This window comes from Klebsiella sp. NPDC088457 (assembly GCF_044900465.1).
Classification (GTDB): domain Bacteria; phylum Pseudomonadota; class Gammaproteobacteria; order Enterobacterales; family Enterobacteriaceae; genus Klebsiella.
In genome coordinates, this window is record NZ_JBJDNH010000049.1 from 1 (window position 1) to 19,739 (window position 19,739).

The 19,739-nt window shown below is 56.8% G+C and carries 15 protein-coding genes and 1 pseudogene; 13 read left to right on the forward strand and 3 right to left on the reverse strand.

Annotated elements, in window-relative coordinates; all coding sequences use genetic code 11:
- Positions 1 to 70, reverse strand: a 70-nt coding sequence (locus ACI2JR_RS23565) for a hypothetical protein (RefSeq protein ID WP_462479601.1), incomplete at its 3' end; no start/stop codon positions are given.
- Between the two features lie 113 nt (positions 71 to 183).
- The gene (queF, locus tag ACI2JR_RS23570) at positions 184 to 1,029 is read right to left on the reverse strand and encodes an NADPH-dependent 7-cyano-7-deazaguanine reductase QueF (RefSeq protein ID WP_462479588.1); all 846 of its coding nucleotides are present in this window, start codon (positions 1,027 to 1,029) and stop codon (positions 184 to 186) included.
- A gap of 68 nt (positions 1,030 to 1,097) precedes the next feature.
- Between queF and syd the strand changes: the two genes are divergently transcribed.
- From syd to ACI2JR_RS23610, 8 genes are all read left to right on the forward strand, one after another.
- Complete coding sequence (gene syd / locus ACI2JR_RS23575; RefSeq protein ID WP_132730475.1) at positions 1,098 to 1,643, forward strand: SecY-interacting protein; 546 nt, start codon at positions 1,098 to 1,100, stop codon at positions 1,641 to 1,643.
- A gap of 777 nt (positions 1,644 to 2,420) precedes the next feature.
- Positions 2,421 to 2,750: a YqcC family protein gene (locus ACI2JR_RS23580; protein WP_132730473.1), complete on the forward strand. Its 330-nt coding sequence runs from the start codon at positions 2,421 to 2,423 to the stop codon at positions 2,748 to 2,750.
- Positions 2,750 to 3,544: a tRNA pseudouridine(65) synthase TruC gene (gene truC / locus ACI2JR_RS23585; RefSeq protein WP_462479589.1), complete on the forward strand. Its 795-nt coding sequence runs from the start codon at positions 2,750 to 2,752 to the stop codon at positions 3,542 to 3,544. The genes ACI2JR_RS23580 and truC overlap by 1 nt, the downstream gene beginning before the upstream one ends.
- A gap of 2 nt (positions 3,545 to 3,546) precedes the next feature.
- Positions 3,547 to 3,990, forward strand: coding sequence for a flavodoxin (locus ACI2JR_RS23590; protein ID WP_132730471.1), 444 nt, complete (start codon positions 3,547 to 3,549; stop codon positions 3,988 to 3,990).
- Positions 3,991 to 4,473: 483 nt separating this feature from the next.
- Positions 4,474 to 5,826, forward strand: a complete 1,353-nt coding sequence (gene gudP / locus ACI2JR_RS23595; protein ID WP_132730470.1) for a galactarate/glucarate/glycerate transporter GudP — start codon at positions 4,474 to 4,476, stop codon at positions 5,824 to 5,826.
- Between the two features lie 2 nt (positions 5,827 to 5,828).
- Positions 5,829 to 7,169, forward strand: coding sequence for an enolase C-terminal domain-like protein (locus ACI2JR_RS23600; RefSeq protein ID WP_462479602.1), 1,341 nt, complete (start codon positions 5,829 to 5,831; stop codon positions 7,167 to 7,169).
- An 18-nt stretch (positions 7,170 to 7,187) separates the two neighbouring features.
- On the forward strand, positions 7,188 to 8,528 hold the full coding sequence (gene gudD / locus ACI2JR_RS23605; RefSeq protein ID WP_132730469.1) for a glucarate dehydratase: 1,341 nt from the start codon (positions 7,188 to 7,190) through the stop codon (positions 8,526 to 8,528).
- Between the two features lie 69 nt (positions 8,529 to 8,597).
- Positions 8,598 to 9,737: a glycerate kinase gene (locus ACI2JR_RS23610; RefSeq protein ID WP_132730468.1), complete on the forward strand. Its 1,140-nt coding sequence runs from the start codon at positions 8,598 to 8,600 to the stop codon at positions 9,735 to 9,737.
- 110 nt (positions 9,738 to 9,847) lie between these two features.
- Here the strand turns inward: ACI2JR_RS23610 and barA are convergent, their stop codons facing one another.
- On the reverse strand, positions 9,848 to 12,601 hold the full coding sequence (gene barA, locus ACI2JR_RS23615) for a two-component sensor histidine kinase BarA (protein WP_462479590.1): 2,754 nt from the start codon (positions 12,599 to 12,601) through the stop codon (positions 9,848 to 9,850).
- A 167-nt stretch (positions 12,602 to 12,768) separates the two neighbouring features.
- On the opposite strand from barA, the gene rlmD reads away from it, so the two are divergent.
- From rlmD to eno, 5 genes and pseudogenes are all read left to right on the forward strand, one after another.
- Positions 12,769 to 14,073 (forward strand): 23S rRNA (uracil(1939)-C(5))-methyltransferase RlmD, encoded by a 1,305-nt coding sequence (rlmD, locus tag ACI2JR_RS23620; RefSeq protein ID WP_462479591.1) that lies wholly within the window; start codon positions 12,769 to 12,771, stop codon positions 14,071 to 14,073.
- Between the two features lie 108 nt (positions 14,074 to 14,181).
- On the forward strand, positions 14,182 to 16,419 hold the full coding sequence (gene relA, locus ACI2JR_RS23625; RefSeq protein ID WP_132730465.1) for a GTP diphosphokinase: 2,238 nt from the start codon (positions 14,182 to 14,184) through the stop codon (positions 16,417 to 16,419).
- Between the two features lie 113 nt (positions 16,420 to 16,532).
- On the forward strand, positions 16,533 to 17,324 hold the full coding sequence (gene mazG / locus ACI2JR_RS23630; protein WP_462479592.1) for a nucleoside triphosphate pyrophosphohydrolase: 792 nt from the start codon (positions 16,533 to 16,535) through the stop codon (positions 17,322 to 17,324).
- A 223-nt stretch (positions 17,325 to 17,547) separates the two neighbouring features.
- Positions 17,548 to 19,185 carry a glutamine hydrolyzing CTP synthase gene (gene pyrG / locus ACI2JR_RS23635; RefSeq protein ID WP_132730463.1) on the forward strand — a complete coding sequence of 546 codons (1,638 nt, stop codon included), beginning with the start codon at positions 17,548 to 17,550 and terminating at the stop codon, positions 19,183 to 19,185.
- Positions 19,186 to 19,266: 81 nt separating this feature from the next.
- Positions 19,267 to 19,739, forward strand: a pseudogene (eno, locus tag ACI2JR_RS23640) (phosphopyruvate hydratase); the annotation flags it as partial.

A 19,739-nucleotide genomic window follows, 5' to 3' on the forward strand; every position in this document is an offset into this window, starting at 1 on the left:
GGTTAAGCATATCCACTTCCAGCTGTGACAGCATATCCATTGAACCAAGCGGGCTAACATGTGTAATCAAGTGAACTCCTTACAGGACGATTATCGTCTTCCTGTGATTACAATAGCCTTGCCCGTGGCGTTTTCACAACCTTGCGTACGCGTGAAGGCACGCAAAGTTGTGAAAATTTTTTGCTACTGGCGCGCCAGGCGAGCGATAGACGGAACAAATTCCGCGTTGCTGCGCCAGGGATTGATGTCCAGGCCGCCGCGACGGGTATAGCGGGCGTAGACGGAGAGCGATTGCGGCTGGCAAAAGCGCAGGAGATCATTAAAAATCCGCTCGACGCACTGCTCGTGGAATTCGTTGTGATGACGGAATGAGACCAGGTAGCGCAGCAGCTTTTCGCGATCGATCTTTGGCCCGCGATATTGAATCTGTACCGAGCCCCAGTCCGGCTGGTGGGTGATCAGACAGTTGGATTTCAGCAGATGGCTGACCAGCGTCTCTTCAACGATCTTTTCGCCTGCGGCATCCTGCAAATAGTCGGTGCTGAACTCATAGTTATCGATCGCAATATCCTGATCGTCGATGCAGGTGCCGTGGAGATGCGCCACCGGCTGGCCTTCGAGTTCGTCGAGCCGATAGAGCGAAACGCTGACCTCACCCTGCGCGCAGGCGCTAAGATCGCGCGTCAGCGTGGCCTGTACCTCCTGCCAGCTGGCGAAGCGGGTCTGGTTAAAACTATTGAGATAGAGTTTAAAGCTTTTTGATTCCACCAGGTTGACGCTGGTGTCGCTGAGCTCAACGTGACCGACGGCAACCTGCGGCAAACCTTTGGCGTTCAGCCACGACAGTTCATACAGCGTCCAGATGTCGCCGCCGTGAAAAGGCAGATTGTCCGCGCGCAGGCCGAGCGGATCGCGGTTGAGGCTACGCGGCACGCCCTGAAGCAGGGAGGCATCATAAGTATCGCGGTAATCCGTTGATTTACCGAGCGTCAGGCCGGCCAGAGCCTGATGATTCTCATAAGAAGACATGTTTCACCATAGTAAAGCGGGTACACTATACGCCAAGTGTATCCTGTCTGACGTGAAGAGAGAAACCGGTGGACTATCAAACCGCAGCAGCGCTGCAAGCCTTCACCCAACGTTATTGCGCTGCCTGGCAGCAGCAGTACGCAAGCCTGCCGCGAAGCGAAGAACTTTATGGCGTACCGTCACCCTGCATCAGCGCGACGGAAGGCGATGCCATTTTCTGGCAACCGCAGCCCTTTTCATTAGCTCAAAATATCAGCGCGGTTGAACGGGCATTAGATATTGTGGTACAACAGCCGATTCATAGTTATTATACCACCCAGTTCGCCGGTGACATGGCCGCGCGCTTTGCCGGTGAGACCATGACGCTGCTGCAAACCTGGAGTCCGGATGACTTCCAGCGTGTGCAGGAGAATTTAATCGGTCACCTGGTGGTGCAAAAGCGGTTGAAGCTGTCGCCCACGCTGTTTATCGCCACCCTGGACAGCGAGCTGGATGTCATTTCGGTCTGTAATCTGAGCGGTGAAGTTGTCAAAGAGACGCTCGGCACGCGCAAACGGACCACGCTTTCGCCTTCGCTGGCAAGTTTCCTTACCCAGCTTGAGCCGGTTCTGTAATCCATTCTTCCTGCCCCTTTGTGAGAGATCTCTTACAAGACCTGTAAGAGATCGTCATCATTTAAGCCATTTTTTCACGGCTTAATTTCTAATAAAACAATGTAATTCAGTTTGTTATGCTTATTCTTGCCTTTTTTGGGGGGGATGAATCTTAAGAGATTCGCTCAAGAAGGCTTGTAAGACGGGGCGGAATCAGGGATCCTATGTCTGTCGACAGGAAGTCGCGAAAAGAAGTGAACATCAGGATGATGACGCTTCTGCAGGACCCGCCGGGAAGGCGTAGCAAGGACAGGCTTCAGGATGAAGCACAGGACAACGCAGGAACGCGTAATGGACACCTCCAGGATGGAGAATGTGAGCCGCTCATGAAGAACGGTGGATCAGGAAGATCGGGATAGACTTAAGGATAGGTAATTTCACATCGGGGTGGTGTGGAAGCAGGATGCACGAGTTTACGGATGAACATGGTCAGGAGACCTCAGGAAAAGTTTTCATGGACGAGCAGGGAGCACCAATGTAGCTGGATTGCTGCGAAACGAACCGGGAGCACTGTTTATACAGTGCTCCCTTTTTTTATGCCTGACGCCTGCTGGCAGCAGGTTTCTTTTTTGGGGCGAGAGAGGTGAACGGCCGGGGCCGCTTTCTTCCGGTCAACCAGATGACGCTCACGCCGGCTTGCCAGGACAACTCTCCCCCCACACCCCGCATGATTTAGAGTATATTTCGCGGCTGTATTTGCTATCCTGCGCCCGGTTTACAACTCATCGAGGTTTTCTCATGACTCTTCACCTTAGCGTGCGTGAGCGTTTGCACGCGCTTGAAGCGCTGCTGCGCGAAACAGAACACTGGCAGGAGACGGCGCCGGAAAGCCGCGCATTTGCCAGCGATCAGCCTTTCTGCATGGATACTCTCGAACCGCTGGAGTGGCTGCAGTGGGTGCTGATTCCTCGTATGCATAACCTGCTCGATAGCGAACAACCGTTGCCCCACAGCTTTGCCGTCGCACCATACTATGAGATGGCGCTGGACGCTGCACATCCCCTGCGCGAGCGGGTGCTTGCCGAGCTCCTGCTGCTCGATACGCTGTTTGCGGGTGATGACGCCTGATGCTGGAGATTATCTATCAGGACGAATGGCTGGTGGCGGTGAACAAACCCTCCGGCTGGTTAGTGCATCGCAGCTGGCTGGATCGCGATGAAAAAGTGGTGGTGATGCAAACCGTGCGCGATCAGATCGGCCAGCACGTGTTTACCGCCCATCGCCTCGATCGCCCGACATCCGGCGTCCTGCTGATGGGGCTGTCGAGCGAGGCGGGCAGGCGGCTATCTCAGCAGTTTGAACTGCATCAGATGCAAAAGCGCTACCACGCGGTGGTTCGCGGCTGGCTGAGCGACGAAGCGGTGCTGGATTACCCGCTGGTCGAAGAGCGGGATAAAATCGCCGATAAATTCGCCCGTGAAGATAAAGAGCCCCAGCCGGCGGTCACCCATTATAGTGGCCTGGCGACGGTAGAAATGGCGGTGGCGACCGGGCGCTACCCGACCACGCGCTATAGCCTGGTTGAGCTGGAGCCCAAAACCGGGCGCAAACATCAGCTGCGCCGTCATCTTTCCCATCTGCGCCACCCGATTATCGGCGACAGCAAACATGGCGATCTGCGACAGAACCGCAGCGCCGCCGAGCACTTTTCCTGCGATCGTCTGATGCTGCACGCCAGCCAGCTCGCGTTAACTCACCCTTTTACCGGCGAACCGCTGGTGATTCGCGCAGGCCTTGACGATGTCTGGATGCGGGCGCTGTCGCAGTTTGGCTGGCGCGGCCTTCTGCCGTTAAATGAAAGGGTTGAGTTTGCTGACGACAGCGGTCAGGATGAAGGTATTGAGGTCAATTCAGGGAGATAATCATGGCAGAAGTCGGGATTTTTGTCGGCACGATGTACGGTAACTCGCTGCTGGTTGCCGAAGAGGCGCAGGCCATTCTGAGCGGGCTGGGGCACAAAGCGACGGTTTACGAAGATCCTGAAGTTCAGGACTGGGAACCGTACAGCGGTAAATATGTGCTGGTGGTGACATCCACCACCGGGCAGGGCGACCTGCCGGATAGCATCGTCCCTCTGTTCGAGGGGATTAAGGATATGTATCAGCCGCACCTGCGCTACGGGATTATCGCCCTGGGCGACAGTACCTACGCCAACTTCTGCGGCGGCGGCAAAACCTTCGACGCGCTGCTGCAGGAACAAGGGGCCAGGCGTATTGGTGAAATGCTGATGATTGACGCCAGTGAAGACCCGGAACCGGAGGGTGTTTCCAACCCCTGGGTAGAACAGTGGGCAAACCTGCTCGAATAAACGGCTGAAAAGTTGCGCCCTCTCCCTACGTAGAGGGCGTTCCTTATCGATGCCAGTGCCAGATAAACGATCGAAGAGAGTTTATCAACTCTGCCTGGCCCAGGCTTCAGGCATTTGCCCTACAACCCCGCATCTTACGCGGTTTTTTCCGGTGCTTTCCACCGGGTCAAGAGAGACGTTTCACACTCCTGCTGTTTGTAACGTCATTTCCGTTGTTAACCGGGGTTGCTTTTCATTTCCGTGAACCATCCCCCATCCAGTCAGGCATACGCCACAAATCCATTTCTAAACCTCCGCTAAAGCTGTGTATATGCACGGTGAGCCGGCGAGGTCCTCTTTTTATACTTTCCCTGCCAGTTAAAAAATGCAGTACGCCAGATATAACGAAAACTATGAAAAACACCAACACGTCATTCTGATTACCCTACAGGTTGTGCTGTTCAGAATGAACGTAGCTAACTGCTATGATTCAGGAGTGCAACAATGAGTACATTAAGTCAGGCGGCGAGCGGGGCGGAAAAACGCACCAACGCCCGCTACTGGATAGTGGTGATGCTGTTTATCGTCACATCCTTTAACTATGGCGATCGCGCAACGCTGTCGATTGCCGGTTCGCAAATGGCGAAGGAGATTGGGCTGGATCCGGTGGGCATGGGCTATGTCTTCTCCGCATTCTCATGGGCCTACGTTATCGGTCAGATCCCCGGCGGGTGGCTGCTCGACCGCTTCGGCTCAAAGCGAGTCTATTTTTGGTCAATTTTCATCTGGTCGATGTTTACCCTGCTACAGGGCTTCGTCGATATCTTTAGCGGTTTCGGCATTATTGTCGCTCTGTTTACCCTGCGTTTCCTGGTTGGGCTGGCGGAAGCGCCCTCCTTTCCCGGCAACAGCCGTATCGTAGCCGCCTGGTTCCCCGCGCAGGAGAGGGGCACGGCGGTGGCGATTTTCAACTCCGCGCAGTACTTCGCGACCGTCATCTTCGCACCGATCATGGGCTGGTTAACCCATCAGGTGGGCTGGTCGCACGTCTTCTTCTTTATGGGCGGACTGGGGATTATTATCAGTTTCATATGGCTTAAAGTCATTCATGAACCCAATCAACATCCCGGCGTGAACAAGAAAGAGCTGGAGTACATTGCCGAAGGCGGCGCGCTGATCAACATGGATCAGAAGAAAAACGCGCAGAAGGTGCCGTTCAGTGAAAAATGGGGCCAGATTAAACAGCTGATCGGTTCGCGCATGATGGTGGGGATCTACATTGGTCAGTATTGCATCAACGCCTTGACCTACTTCTTTATTACCTGGTTCCCGGTCTATCTGGTACAGGCGCGCGGCATGTCGATCCTGAAAGCCGGGTTCATCGCCTCTGTTCCCGCCGTTTGCGGCTTTGTCGGCGGCGTGCTGGGGGGCATCATTTCCGACTGGCTGATGCGGCGCACCGGCTCGCTCAATATCGCCCGTAAGACGCCGATCGTGTTAGGTATGCTGCTGTCGATGGTCATGGTGTTCTGTAACTACGTGAATGTGGAGTGGATGATTATCGGCTTCATGGCGCTGGCCTTCTTCGGGAAAGGGATTGGCGCGCTGGGCTGGGCGGTGATGGCCGATACCGCGCCGAAGGAGATCAGCGGCTTGTCAGGGGGCCTGTTCAACATGTTCGGCAATATCTCCGGCATCGTCACGCCGATTGCCATTGGTTACATCGTCGGAGCCACGGGGTCATTCAACGGCGCGCTGATTTATGTCGGGGTGCATGCGCTGGTGGCGGTACTGAGCTACCTGGTGCTGGTGGGTGATATCAAACGAATTGAACTGAAACCTGTTACGGAGCGTTAATGATGAGTACTCAATCCACACCCGTTATCACCGATATGAAAGTTATTCCGGTGGCGGGCCATGACAGCATGCTGTTGAACATCGGCGGGGCGCACAACGCATGGTTTACCCGCAATATCGTGGTACTGACCGACAGCGCGGGCAACACCGGCATCGGCGAGGCGCCCGGCGGAGAGGTGATTTATCAGACGCTGGTTGACGCCATTCCGCAGGTGCTGGGGCAGGAGATTGCGCGCCTGAATAAGGTGGTTCAGCAGGTTCACAAAGGTAACCAGGCGGCGGATTTCGACACCTTTGGTAAAGGCGCCTGGACTTTTGAATTACGGGTGAACGCGGTGGCGGCGCTGGAGGCCGCGCTGCTGGACCTGTTAGGCAAGACGCTGAATGTCCCGGTTTGTGAACTGCTGGGGCCAGGTAAACAGCGTGATGCGGTCACCGTGCTGGGCTATCTCTTCTACATAGGCGATCGCCAAAAAACCGACCTGCCGTACCTGGACAGCACCCCAGGCAATCACGAGTGGTATCATCTGCGTCATCAGGAAGCGCTGAACAGTGACGCCGTGGTCCGCCTCGCCGAAGCCGCGCAGGATCGTTACGGCTTTAAGGACTTCAAACTCAAGGGCGGCGTATTGCCGGGCGAGCAGGAAATTGACACCGCTCGCGCGCTGAAGAAACGTTTCCCGGACGCGCGAATTACCGTCGACCCGAACGGCGCCTGGCTGCTTGATGAGGCGATTACGCTGTGTAAGGGCCTGCAGGATGTGCTGACCTATGCGGAAGATCCTTGCGGCGCCGAGCAGGGCTTCTCCGGCCGCGAAGTGATGGCGGAGTTTCGTCGCGCCACCGGTCTGCCGGTGGCCACCAACATGATCGCCACCAACTGGCGCGAAATGGGGCACGCGGTGATGCTCAATGCGGTCGATATTCCGCTGGCCGATCCCCACTTCTGGACGCTCTCCGGCGCGGTGCGGGTGGCGCAGCTGTGTGATGACTGGGGCCTGACCTGGGGCTGTCACTCTAACAACCACTTCGATATTTCACTGGCCATGTTTACCCACGTCGGTGCAGCCGCGCCGGGCAACCCGACCGCTATCGATACCCACTGGATTTGGCAGGAGGGGGATTGCCGCCTGACCAAAAATCCGCTGCAAATTGAGAACGGCAAGATCGCCGTACCGGATGCGCCGGGCCTGGGCATTGAGCTGGACTGGGAGCAGGTGCAAAAAGCCCATGAGGCGTATAAGACGCTGCCGGGCGGCGCGCGTAATGACGCCGGTCCGATGCAGTATCTGATTCCCGGCTGGAAATTTGACCGTAAACGCCCGGTCTTTGGCCGTAGCTAACTGAAAAAGGATTCACGCATGACCACGCAATTTTCAACGCCCGTTGTCACTTCGATGCAGGTTATTCCGGTTGCCGGTCACGATAGTATGCTGATGAATCTTAGCGGGGCGCATGCCCCCTATTTCACCCGCAACATTGTGATTATCAAAGATAACTCGGGTCATACCGGAGTGGGGGAAATCCCCGGCGGAGAGAAAATCCGCCAGACGTTGGAAGAGGCCGCGGCGCTGGTGGCGGGCAAAACCCTCGGCGAATATAAAAATATCCTGGGCAGCGTACGTAATCGTTTTGCCGACCGCGATGCCGGCGGCCGCGGTTTGCAAACTTTTGATTTGCGTACCACTATTCACGTAGTGACCGGGATTGAAGCGGCGCTGCTGGATCTGCTTGGGCAGCACCTGGGCGTTAACGTCGCCTCTCTGCTCGGCGAGGGGCAACAGCGCAGCGAAGTTGAAATGCTGGGTTACCTGTTCTTTGTCGGTAATCGCCATGCCACGCCGCTGGCCTATCAAAGTCAGGCTGACGAGAAGTGCGACTGGTACCGACTGCGTCACGAAGAGGCGATGACCCCGGATGCCGTGGTGCGTCTGGCAGAAGCCGCTTACGAAAAATATGGTTTCAACGATTTTAAACTCAAAGGCGGCGTGCTGGCGGGTGAGGAAGAGGCGGAATCCATCGTGGCGCTGGCGAAACGCTTCCCGCAGGCGCGCGTGACGCTTGACCCGAACGGCGCCTGGCGCCTGGATGAAGCGATTAAGATTGGTAAACAGCTGAAGGGCGTGCTGGCCTATGCGGAAGATCCGTGCGGCGCCGAGCAGGGCTTCTCCGGTCGCGAGGTGATGGCGGAGTTCCGCCGCGCCACCGGTCTGCCGACGGCCACCAATATGATTGCCACCGACTGGCGGCAGATGGGTCATACCCTGTCCCTGCAGTCGGTGGACATTCCGCTGGCGGATCCGCATTTCTGGACCATGCAGGGGTCGGTGCGCGTTGCCCAGATGTGCCATGAGTTTGGTCTGACCTGGGGTTCGCACTCCAATAACCATTTTGATATTTCGCTGGCGATGTTTACCCACGTCGCGGCGGCTGCGCCGGGCCGTATCACCGCCATCGATACCCACTGGATTTGGCAGGAAGGTAATCAGCGTTTGACCAGACAACCTTTTGCCATCAAAGGTGGCATGGTTCAGGTACCGTCAACGCCGGGTCTGGGCGTCGAGCTGGATATGGACCGCGTGATGCAGGCCAACGAGCTGTATAAAAAGCACGGACTGGGCGCGCGCGATGATGCGATGGCCATGCAGTATCTGATCCCGAACTGGACGTTTGATAACAAGCGCCCGTGCATGGTGCGCTAAGGACAATCCGGCTCCTGCGGGGGCCGGCGTTTTTTGATACCTGGTGTTGGTTCATTTTAAGGACAGCGTATGAAAATAGTGATTGCACCGGATTCATACAAGGAGAGCCTGAGCGCCCTGGACGTCGCGACGGCGATAGAAACGGGATTTCGGGAGATTTATCCTGAGGCGGAGTATATCAAACTGCCCGTCGCCGATGGCGGGGAAGGCACCGTCGAGGCGATGGTTGCCGCCACTCAGGGGCATCTGGTGCAGGTTGCCGTTACCGGTCCGCTAGGTAAACCGGTGAATGCGTTTTACGGCCTTTCCGGCGATGAACGCTGCGCTTTTATCGAAATGGCGGCGGCGAGCGGTCTTGAAAGCGTGCCGCCGACGTGCCGTAACCCATTATTGACCACCTCCTGGGGAACCGGAGAGCTGATTCGTCATGCGCTGGATGCCGGCGTTCAGCAGATTATTATCGGCATCGGTGGGAGCGCCACCAACGACGGCGGCGCTGGAATGGTGCAGGCGCTCGGCGGGAAATTGCTGACTGAGGAGGGCCAGCAGATCGCTGCCGGCGGCGGAGCGCTCGAACAGCTGGCGCGAATTGACCTGAGCGAGCTGGATGGACGACTGGCCGATTGTCATATCGATGTGGCCTGCGATGTGACCAATCCGCTGATTGGGCCGGAAGGCGCAACGGCGGTGTTTGGCCCGCAAAAAGGGGCGACGGCGGAGATGATCGTCCGTCTGGATCGGGCGCTGGGGCATTTCGCGCGGATCATTCAACGTGATTTAGCCGTCGATGTTCTGCAGCTGGAAGGGGGCGGCGCGGCGGGCGGCATGGGCGCGGCGCTATATGCTTTCTGCGGAGCAAGGCTACGGCCTGGGATTGAGATTGTGACCGATGCGCTGCGCCTCGCGGATCGGGTGGCGGACGCCGATCTGGTCATCACCGGCGAAGGGCGTATTGATAGCCAGACTATCCACGGTAAAGTCCCGGTCGGCGTGGCGAAGGTTGCGAAATACTACAACGTGCCGGTGATTGGTATCGCCGGGAGTCTGACCGCCGATGTCGGCATCGTTCATCAGCACGGCCTGGACGCGGTGTTTAGCGTGATCTATTCGATTTGTACCCTGGAAGAGGCGCTGGAACATGCCGCTGATAATGTGCGTATGACGGCGAGAAACGTCGCCGCGGTGCTGAAAATGGGCGGCCGGCTTTAGCGCTTTCCCCGGCCGCGCTACGCTGGCCGGAGCCGCACCGCGATTTGTCTTCCCCCCGTAGGGCGCGAGCGGGTGGCCCGGTTAAGCGTTGCGCTATCCGGGCCGGTCGCTTATATGCCCAGCATTTTGCACGCTTCCCGCGTGACGTTATCCATCTCATCCAACAGTTCCAGAAGCTCTGGCTCCAGCTCCTCGGCGGCGGTCCCGTTCCGCAACTGGCTCTCGAGGGTTTGACACAGCTTCTTCAGCCGCGGAACGCCGCTGTAGCTGCAGCTTCCGTGGAGCTTATGAATCAAATCCACCAGACCTTCTGGCTCTTCGCCAACCAGCTGTTCTTCCACTTTATTGCGCACTTCCGGCATAAAGGCGATCAGCATCTGCAGCATCTCCCGCGCCAGATCCGGCTTCATCGCGGCCTGCCGCAGCGCCAGCTGCCAGTTGAGGGTGACGTTGTGGTCAATCGGCGGCTCGACAGGCTCCGGAGCGCGCGGAGGGGCGGCATGCATTCCCGGTTGATAGCGCAACAGCAGGCTGTGCAGCTTATCTTCTTCGATAGGCTTCGCCAGATAATCGTTCATTCCGGCATTCATCAGCTTCTCTTTTTGCCCGTCAAAGGCGTGAGCGGTGACGGCGATAACCGGGGTTTGCTGGTGGTGAGGAAGATGACGAATCAGCTCGCAGGCGCGAATACCGTCCATGTCCGGCATCTGAATATCCATCAGAATCAAATCCAGCTGCATCTCTTTGGCCTGCTCGACGGCGCGCTGGCCGCTATCGCACAGCGTGACGTGCTGCACCAGATCTTCGAGCAGCACGCCGATAAGCTTCAGGTTCGCCGGGTTATCATCAACCGCCATCACCGTCATCGGCAGCTTATTGCTGTCGGAGTGGGGCAGCATCACCGGCGTTCTGATGCGGCAGGAGGCCGTTAGCGCCGGGAGCAAACGCGTGGCGGTCAGCGGCTTGAGCAGGCAGGCGGCAACGCCGTCTCGCTTCAGCGCTTCGGCATTAATTTGCGCATGGCAGGGGAGCGCCAGCAGTAAATGGTCGGCCATGGCGCAGGCTTTCACCAGCTTGTCTTTTTGCTGGTTAAGGTCGCGCATCGAAACCGGGATCCCGACCAGCAGGATATCGTAATGCGCCTCCGGCAGCGCGGAAAACGTCGGGCTGTAGACCACCTCCAGCGGCGTGGTGGCCAGCAGTTCCATGGTGCACTGCGCCGCCGTGGCATTGGCTTCGATATAGGCCAGCGTTTTGCCCGCCAGGCAGTGGGTCAACGGACTCTCCGGAATGGCGTTGGGATTGAGATCGAGGCTGATATGGAACCAGAAGGTGGAGCCGCGATTCGGCTGGCTGTGGAAAGAGATGTCGCCGCCCATCTCCTTCACCAAGCGCTGGGTAATCACCAGACCCAGCCCGGTACCGCCATGACGCCGGGAAATGCTGGCATCGGCCTGGCGGAAAGCCTGGAACAGACGCGACTGATCGCGCTCGGGAATCCCGATCCCGGTGTCGTGAATTTGCACCTCGATCTGCACGCCGGTGTTGCTGAGGGCACGCTGTTCGACCAGCACATCGATATTGCCGTGCTCGGTAAACTTGATGGCATTCCCCACCAGATTGGTGATAATCTGCTGCAGGCGCAGCGGGTCGCCGATAATATTATCCGGCACATCGTTTTTGATATTCAGCGTCAGTTCCAGCCCCTTGTCATGCGCCGAATGCGCCAGCAGGGTGACGACTTCATCGAGCGCATTACGCAGCAGGAACGGGATGCTTTCCAGAATCAGTTTACCGGCCTCCAGCTTGGAGAAGTCCAGCACGTCGTTGATGATCGCGAGCAGGTTGTTCGCGGAACGCTCGATGGTGGTCAGGTGATCGCGCTGGGTGGCGTTTAAATCGGTTTTCAGCGTCAGGCGCGTAAAGCCAATGACGCCGTTGAGCGGGGTTCGCAGCTCGTGCGACATGTTGGCGAGGAATTCGGATTTGATACGCGCCGCTTCCTGGGCGCGCTTTTTCGCCAGGTCCAGCTCAACGTTCTGAATCTCCATCTGCTCGAGCGTTTCGCGCAGATCGGATGTCGCCTGATCGATGTTGTGCTGCATCTCTTCGTGATAGGCCGCCAGCGACATCGCCATTGAGTTGATGCCATTTTTCAGCATATCCAGCTCGCCGAGCATAAACCCTTCGACGCGGCTATCCAGCTGCCCGCGGCGAATGCGGTCAACGGTATTCACCATATTGCGGATGGGGCCGGTCACATCGCGCATCAATCGCCAGCCGAAAATCAGCGCAATGCCGATACAGAACAGCATCATGACGCTGGAGATAAAGATCTCTTTGTACTGCTGCAGGCGCACCGATTTGAGATCCAGCTCGAGAGCCACATAGCCCAGCATATTGCCCGGCATTTTGGCATCGGTCACCGCTGATTCGTCGGGGGAATAGCTCTCCGAGACGATCGGGGTGCGCAGAATCATCACATCCCCTTTGCGCACCGCGCTGAGCTGGCGGGGAAATGGCGCCCCTTTATCCAGACGGAGCTCGCTGGGGTTGAGCTGAAAGTTGGAGGTGACGAACAGACGATTGTGCGAGTCGTAGATCGAAATTGCGCGCACAATATCGGAATGACGGCGATGGAGTACGCTAATCAGCTGGCCGATGGACTCGCGGTTTTGCAAATTCATGCCATATTCACTGGAGACCGCCAGCGGTTCAATAATACTGGCTCCGGCGTCTTCCAGCTGACGCTGCAGATCGTGATAGCGATGCGCGACGAAGAAAATACTGAGCAGCAAACCGATGAGTACGGTCGGCGCCAGAATAAGAATCATCATGCGAGCACGTAGGCTGTAGTTGGTCATGCGGTTCCATTATGGGAGAATATACGCTTCATCCTTCAAGTGCCTCTGCGTGGCGGCTGCAGTGACCGGCTGAGAATAAGTCGCCGGGGACGTCCGCCTGCCGCCGGACGCATCTTGAATGGACTCGTGTATAGAGTCAGTTTATTTGATTGAGACAAATCTCTACGATGGCGCAATTCTACTCTGCAAAACGGCGTGTGACGACGCGCCAGATCATAACCGTTACCGTCAATGACCTTGATCCCTTTGGTCAGGGCGTTGCTCGTCACCAGGGAAAAGCGCTTTTCATTAGCGGCCTATTGCCGCAAGAACAGGCTGAGGTTGTCCTGGTTGAAGACAAAAAACAGTACGCCAGGGCCCAGGTCAAACGCCGTCTTAGTGACAATCCACAACGCCAGACGCCGCGCTGCCCGCATTTTGGCGTCTGCGGCGGGTGCCAGCAGCAGCATGCCAGCATCGCGCTCCAGCAGCAAAGTAAACGCGCCGCGCTCGCCCGGCTGATGAAGCGTGATGTCGACGATATTATAGCCGCTTCGCCGTGGGGATATCGCCGCCGTGCGCGTCTGAGCTTGAATTATCAGCCAAAGACCCAACAATTACAGATGGGCTTTCGCAAGGCGAACGCCAGCGACATTGTTGATGTCGGGCAATGCCCTGTTTTGGCGCCCGCTCTTGGTGCGTTGCTGCCGGCGGTGCGCGAGTGTCTGAGCGGACTGAAAGCGCTGCGCCAGCTGGGGCATGTCGAGCTGGTGCTGGCGGATAACGGCCCGCTGATGGTTCTGCGCCATACCGCCGCCTTACCCGTCGGCGATAAAGAAAAACTGGAACGATTTTCGCAATCTCACGGTCTTGCTCTGTATCTGGCGCCGCAAAGCGAGATACTGGAACATATTAGTGGCCAGGCACCATGGTATACGTCAGACGGGCTACGCTTACTGTTTAGTCCGCGCGACTTTATCCAGGTTAACGATGGCGTTAATCAGCTAATGGTGCGCACGGCGCTGGAGTGGCTGGATATTCAGCCGCGGGACCGGGTGCTGGATTTGTTCTGCGGCATGGGTAATTTTACCCTGCCGCTGGCAAAACGCGCCTTGAACGTCGTGGGCGTGGAAGGCGTACCGGCGCTGGTGGCGAAGGGGCGGGAAAATGCCGCGCTCAATCAGTTGCACAACGTGACATTCTTTCATGAAAATCTGGAGGAAGATGTCACCCAGCAGGCCTGGGCGAAGCACGGTTTTGATAAGATATTACTCGACCCGGCGCGAGCCGGGGCGCCAGGCGTGATGCCGCAGATTATAAAATTAGCCCCGCGGCGCGTGGTCTACGTCTCCTGTAATCCGGCGACGCTGGCGCGCGATAGCGAACTGCTGCTACAGGCAGGGTATAAGATTCAACGCCTGGCCATGCTGGATATGTTCCCGCATACCGGGCATCTGGAATCAATGGTGTTGTTTGAGCACAGAGATACATAGCATCGTTCAGGTTACGCCGGGGCTGCCAACACCTGGCGTCTTGCAGGATGAAGTGTAAACGTTGAGGCTTGCCGACTTCGGCAGGCCGGGTCCCTTAAGGAGAGGACAATGGTTGCGGTAAGAAGTGCACATCTTAATAAAGCTGGTGAATTTGACCCGAAGAAATGGATCGCGAGTCTGGGAATTTCCAGCCAGCAGTCGTGTGAGCGCTTAACCGAGACCTGGGACTATTGTCGCGAGAAAACGCAGGGACATCCGCAAGCGGATCTGCTGCTATGGCGCGGCGTGGAGATGGTCGAAATCCTCTCCACGTTAAGTATGGATATCGATACGCTGCGGGCTGCGATGCTGTTCCCGCTGGCGGACGGCAACGTCGTCAGCGAAGAGGTGATGCAGGAGAGCGTTGGCAAATCCGTGGTGACGCTGATTCACGGCGTGCGCGACATGGCGGCCATTCGCCAGCTGAAAGCCACCCACACCGACTCCGTCTCCTCTGAACAGGTCGACAATATTCGCCGTATGCTGCTCGCGATGGTCGACGATTTCCGCTGCGTGGTCATCAAGCTCGCCGAACGAATTGCCCATCTGCGGGAAGTGAAAGATGAGCCGGAAGACGAACGCGTGCTGGCGGCAAAAGAGTGTACCAATATCTATGCGCCGTTGGCCAACCGCTTAGGCATCGGTCAACTGAAGTGGGAGCTTGAAGATTACTGCTTCCGCTACCTGCATCCTGACGAATACAAGCGCATTGCCAAACTGCTGCACGAGCGCCGTATCGATCGTGAACATTACATTGAAGAGTTCGTTGGCCATTTGCGTTCGGAAATGAAAACCGAAGGGGTGAAGGCCGAAGTCTACGGGCGGCCGAAGCACATCTACAGTATCTGGCGAAAAATGCAGAAAAAACATCTCACCTTTGATGAGCTGTTTGACGTGCGCGCGGTGCGAATTGTCGCCGAACGTCTTCAGGACTGCTACGCCGCGCTGGGGATTGTACACACACACTATCGCCACCTGCCGGATGAGTTCGATGATTACGTGGCGAACCCGAAACCTAACGGCTACCAGTCGATTCATACCGTGGTGCTGGGGCCGAGCGGTAAAACGGTCGAGATTCAAATCCGTACCCGGCAGATGCATGAAGATGCCGAGCTGGGCGTTGCCGCGCACTGGAAGTACAAAGAGGGCGCCGGAGCGGGCACGGGCGGCGGTCGCGGCTATGAAGATCGCATCGCCTGGCTGCGTAAGCTGATCGCCTGGCAGGAAGAGATGGCGGATTCTGGCGAAATGCTCGATGAAGTGCGCAGCCAGGTCTTTGATGATCGGGTGTACGTCTTTACGCCGAAAGGCGACGTGGTGGATTTACCCGCCGGTTCGACGCCGCTCGACTTCGCCTACCATATCCATAGCGATGTCGGCCACCGCTGCATTGGCGCCAAAATCAGCGGACGCATTGTCCCGTTTACCTATCAGCTGCAAATGGGCGATCAGATTGAAATCATTACCCAGAAGCAGCCCAATCCGAGCCGTGACTGGCTGAACCCGAACCTTGGCTACGTCACCACCAGCCGCGGGCGCTCCAAAATTCATGCCTGGTTCCGCAAGCAGGATCGCGACAAGAATATTCTCGCCGGGCGGCAGATCCTCGACGATGAACTTGAGCACCTGGGCATCAGCATCAAGGATGCAGAAAAGCACCTGCTGCCGCGCTACAACTTCAACGAGCTGGACGAGCTGCTGGCGGCCATCGGCGGCGGCGATATTCGCCTTAACCAGATGGTCAACTTCCTGCAATCGCAGTTCAATAAGCCAAGCGCAGAGGAACAGGACGCGGCGGCGCTGAAACAGCTGCAGCAGAAGAGCTGGGCGCCGCAGAATCGCAGCAAAGATAATGGCCGGGTGGTCGTCGAGGGTGTCGGTAACCTGATGCACCATATCGCCCGCTGCTGTCAGCCGATCCCAGGCGATGAGATCGTCGGTTTTATCACCCAGGGGCGCGGGATCTCCGTGCATCGGGCGGACTGTGACCAGCTGGCGGAGCTGCAGTCGCACGCGCCGGAGCGCATCGTGGATGCGGTCTGGGGCGAAAGTTACTCCGCGGGCTACTCGCTGGTGGTGCGCGTTGTCGCCAACGATCGCAGCGGCCTGCTGCGCGATATCACCACCATCCTCGCCAACGAGAAGGTGAACGTGCTGGGCGTTGCCAGCCGCAGCGATACCAAACAGCAGCTGGCGACCATCGATATGAACATTGAAATCTACAACCTGCAGGTACTGGGCCGCGTGCTCGGCAAGCTGAATCAGGTGCCGGATGTCATCGATGCCCGACGTCTGCACGGCGGGTAATGGTTTATCCCTCCCTCCACCGCCCTCTCCCCGCCGGGGAGAGGGAAAGCGCTATGTTCTCCTGCGTTTGCGCCGGAGAAGCGAAAAAGACCAACATTTTGCAAGGAATCACCATGACTCAAATCGACCGCCTGCTCGGTATTATGCAACGTCTGCGTGACCCGGAAAACGGCTGTCCGTGGGATAAAGAGCAGACCTTCGCCACCATCGCCCCCTATACCCTCGAAGAAACTTACGAAGTCCTGGATGCCATCGCGCGTGAGGATTTTGACGATCTGCGCGGCGAGCTGGGCGACCTGCTGTTCCAGGTGGTGTTCTATGCCCAGATGGCGCAGGAAGAAGGGCGTTTTGCCTTTGACGACGTGTGTGCCGCCATCAGCGACAAGCTGGAGCGCCGCCATCCGCATATCTTCGGCGAGGCGACCGCCGGCAACAGCACAGAGGCGCTGGCGCGCTGGGAGCAGATAAAAAGCGCCGAGCGGGCGGAAAAGGCGCAGCACTCCGCGCTGGATGATATTCCGCACACTCTGCCGGCGCTGATGCGCGCGCATAAAATTCAGCGGCGCTGTTCGGCTGTGGGCTTCGACTGGACATCTCTGGGCCCGGTGCTGGATAAAGTGCATGAAGAGATCGATGAGGTCATGCACGAGGCGCAGCAGGCGGTAGTCGATGAGGCTAAACTGGAGGAGGAAGTCGGCGATCTGCTGTTCGCGACGGTGAATTTATCCCGCCATTTAGGGGTGAAAGCCGAGGTTGCGCTGCAAAAAGCCAACCTGAAATTCGAGCGGCGTTTCCGCGAAGTGGAGCGGATTGTGGCCTCGCGGGGCCTGGAAATGACCGGTATTGACCTCGCTGCTATGGAAGAAGTGTGGCAGGAAGTAAAACGCCAGGAAACTGATCTCTAACGAAATTTTGCGATCAAGCGCAATTTGTGTGATTTTTTAAATGACAAGCGCTTGATTTGCGTCAAAAACATTTACCCAAAAGGGGCTATTTTCTCACTCCTTATGTTTGTCATGACCTGGAAAGGAGACGGAGAATGAAAGTTTGTGGCGCTCGTCGTGTTCGGGTATACTACTTTCCCGTCCTGGTTATTCCATCGTTTCACCCTAACTTCTCAGGTTCAGCATGACAACGAACTATATTTTTGTGACCGGCGGGGTCGTATCCTCTCTGGGTAAAGGCATTGCCGCAGCTTCCCTCGCAGCTATTCTTGAAGCCCGTGGGCTTAACGTGACCATGATGAAACTGGATCCGTACATCAACGTCGATCCAGGGACCATGAGCCCAATCCAACACGGGGAAGTGTTCGTTACTGAAGACGGCGCTGAAACCGATCTGGACCTGGGTCACTACGAGCGTTTCATCCGCACCAAAATGAGCCGCCGCAACAACTTCACGACGGGCCGTATCTACTCCGACGTACTGCGTAAAGAGCGTCGCGGTGATTATCTGGGCGCAACCGTACAGGTTATTCCGCACATCACCAACGCGATTAAAGAGCGCGTGCTGGCCGGTGGCGAAGGTCACGACGTGGTGCTGGTTGAAATCGGCGGTACCGTCGGTGATATCGAATCCCTGCCGTTCCTCGAAGCTATCCGCCAGATGGCGGTAGAAATCGGTCGCGAACATGCTCTGTTTATGCATTTGACCCTGGTGCCGTACATGGCGGCAGCCGGTGAAGTCAAAACCAAACCGACTCAGCACTCCGTTAAAGAGCTGCTTTCCATCGGTATCCAGCCAGACATCCTGATCTGCCGTTCCGATCGTGCGGTACCGGCGAACGAACGTGCGAAAATTGCATTGTTCTGCAACGTTCCGGAAAAGGCTGTTATTTCTCTGAAAGATGTCGATTCCATTTATAAAATTCCAGGCCTGTTGAAATCTCAGGGGCTGGACGATTATATTTGTAAACGATTCAGCTTAAACTGTCCGGAAGCAAACCTGGCCGAATGGGAGCAGGTGATTTACGAAGAAGCCAATCCGGCAGGCGAAGTCACTATCGGTATGGTCGGCAAGTACATTGAACTGCCGGACGCCTATAAATCGGTGATTGAAGCGCTGAAACACGGTGGTCTGAAAAACCGCGTGACCGTTAACATCAAGCTGATTGATTCGCAGGATGTGGAAACGCGCGGCGTCGAAATTCTGAAGAATCTGGACGCTATCCTGATCCCTGGCGGCTTCGGCTACCGCGGCGTTGAAGGTAAGATTGCCACGGCGCGCTATGCACGTGAAAACAATATTCCATACCTGGGGATTTGTCTGGGTATGCAGGTTGCGCTGATTGAGTTCGCGCGCAACGTCGCGGGGATGGAAAACGCCAACTCCACGGAATTTGTGCCAGACTGTAAGTACCCGGTAGTGGCGCTCATTACCGAATGGCGTGATGAAGAAGGCAACGTTGAAGTGCGTTCCGAGAAGAGCGATCTCGGCGGCACCATGCGCCTTGGCGCGCAGCAGTGCCAGCTGGATGACGAAAGCCTGGTCCGCCAGCTGTACGGCGAACCGACAATTACTGAACGTCACCGTCACCGTTACGAAGTCAACAATATGTTGTTGAAACAGATTGAAAATGCGGGCCTGCGTGTTGCGGGCCGTTCCGGGGATGATCAGTTGGTCGAGATCATCGAAGTGCCGAACCACCCGTGGTTTGTCGCTTGTCAGTTCCATCCGGAGTTTACTTCAACGCCACGTGATGGCCACCCGCTGTTTGCCGGTTTTGTTAAAGCGGCCAGCGAGTATCAAAAGCGTCAGGCGAAGTAAAATGAGTTAGAACGGCAATGCACCCATTTGGGTGCATTGTTTGTCTGGAGTTTTAGTTTAACTTGTACTGAGGAAAACCTAATGTCCAAAATCGTTAAAGTCATCGGTCGTGAAATCATCGACTCCCGTGGTAACCCGACTGTTGAAGCCGAAGTACACCTGGAAGGTGGTTTCGTTGGTATGGCAGCAGCTCCGTCAGGTGCTTCTACGGGTTCCCGCGAAGCGCTGGAACTGCGCGATGGTGACAAATCCCGTTTCATGGGTAAAGGCGTACTGAAAGCTGTTGCTGCGGTTAACGGCCCGATCGCTCAGGCAATCATTGGCAAAGACGCCAAAGATCAGGCTGGCATCGATAAGATCATGATCGACCTGGACGGTACTGAAAACAAATCTAACTTCGGTGCGAACGCCATCCTCGCCGTGTCTCTGGCTAACGCCAAAGCCGCTGCTGCTTCCAAAGGCCAGCCGCTGTACGAACACATCGCTGAGCTGAACGGCACCCCGGGCAAATACTCCATGCCGGTTCCGATGATGAACATCATCAACGGCGGTGA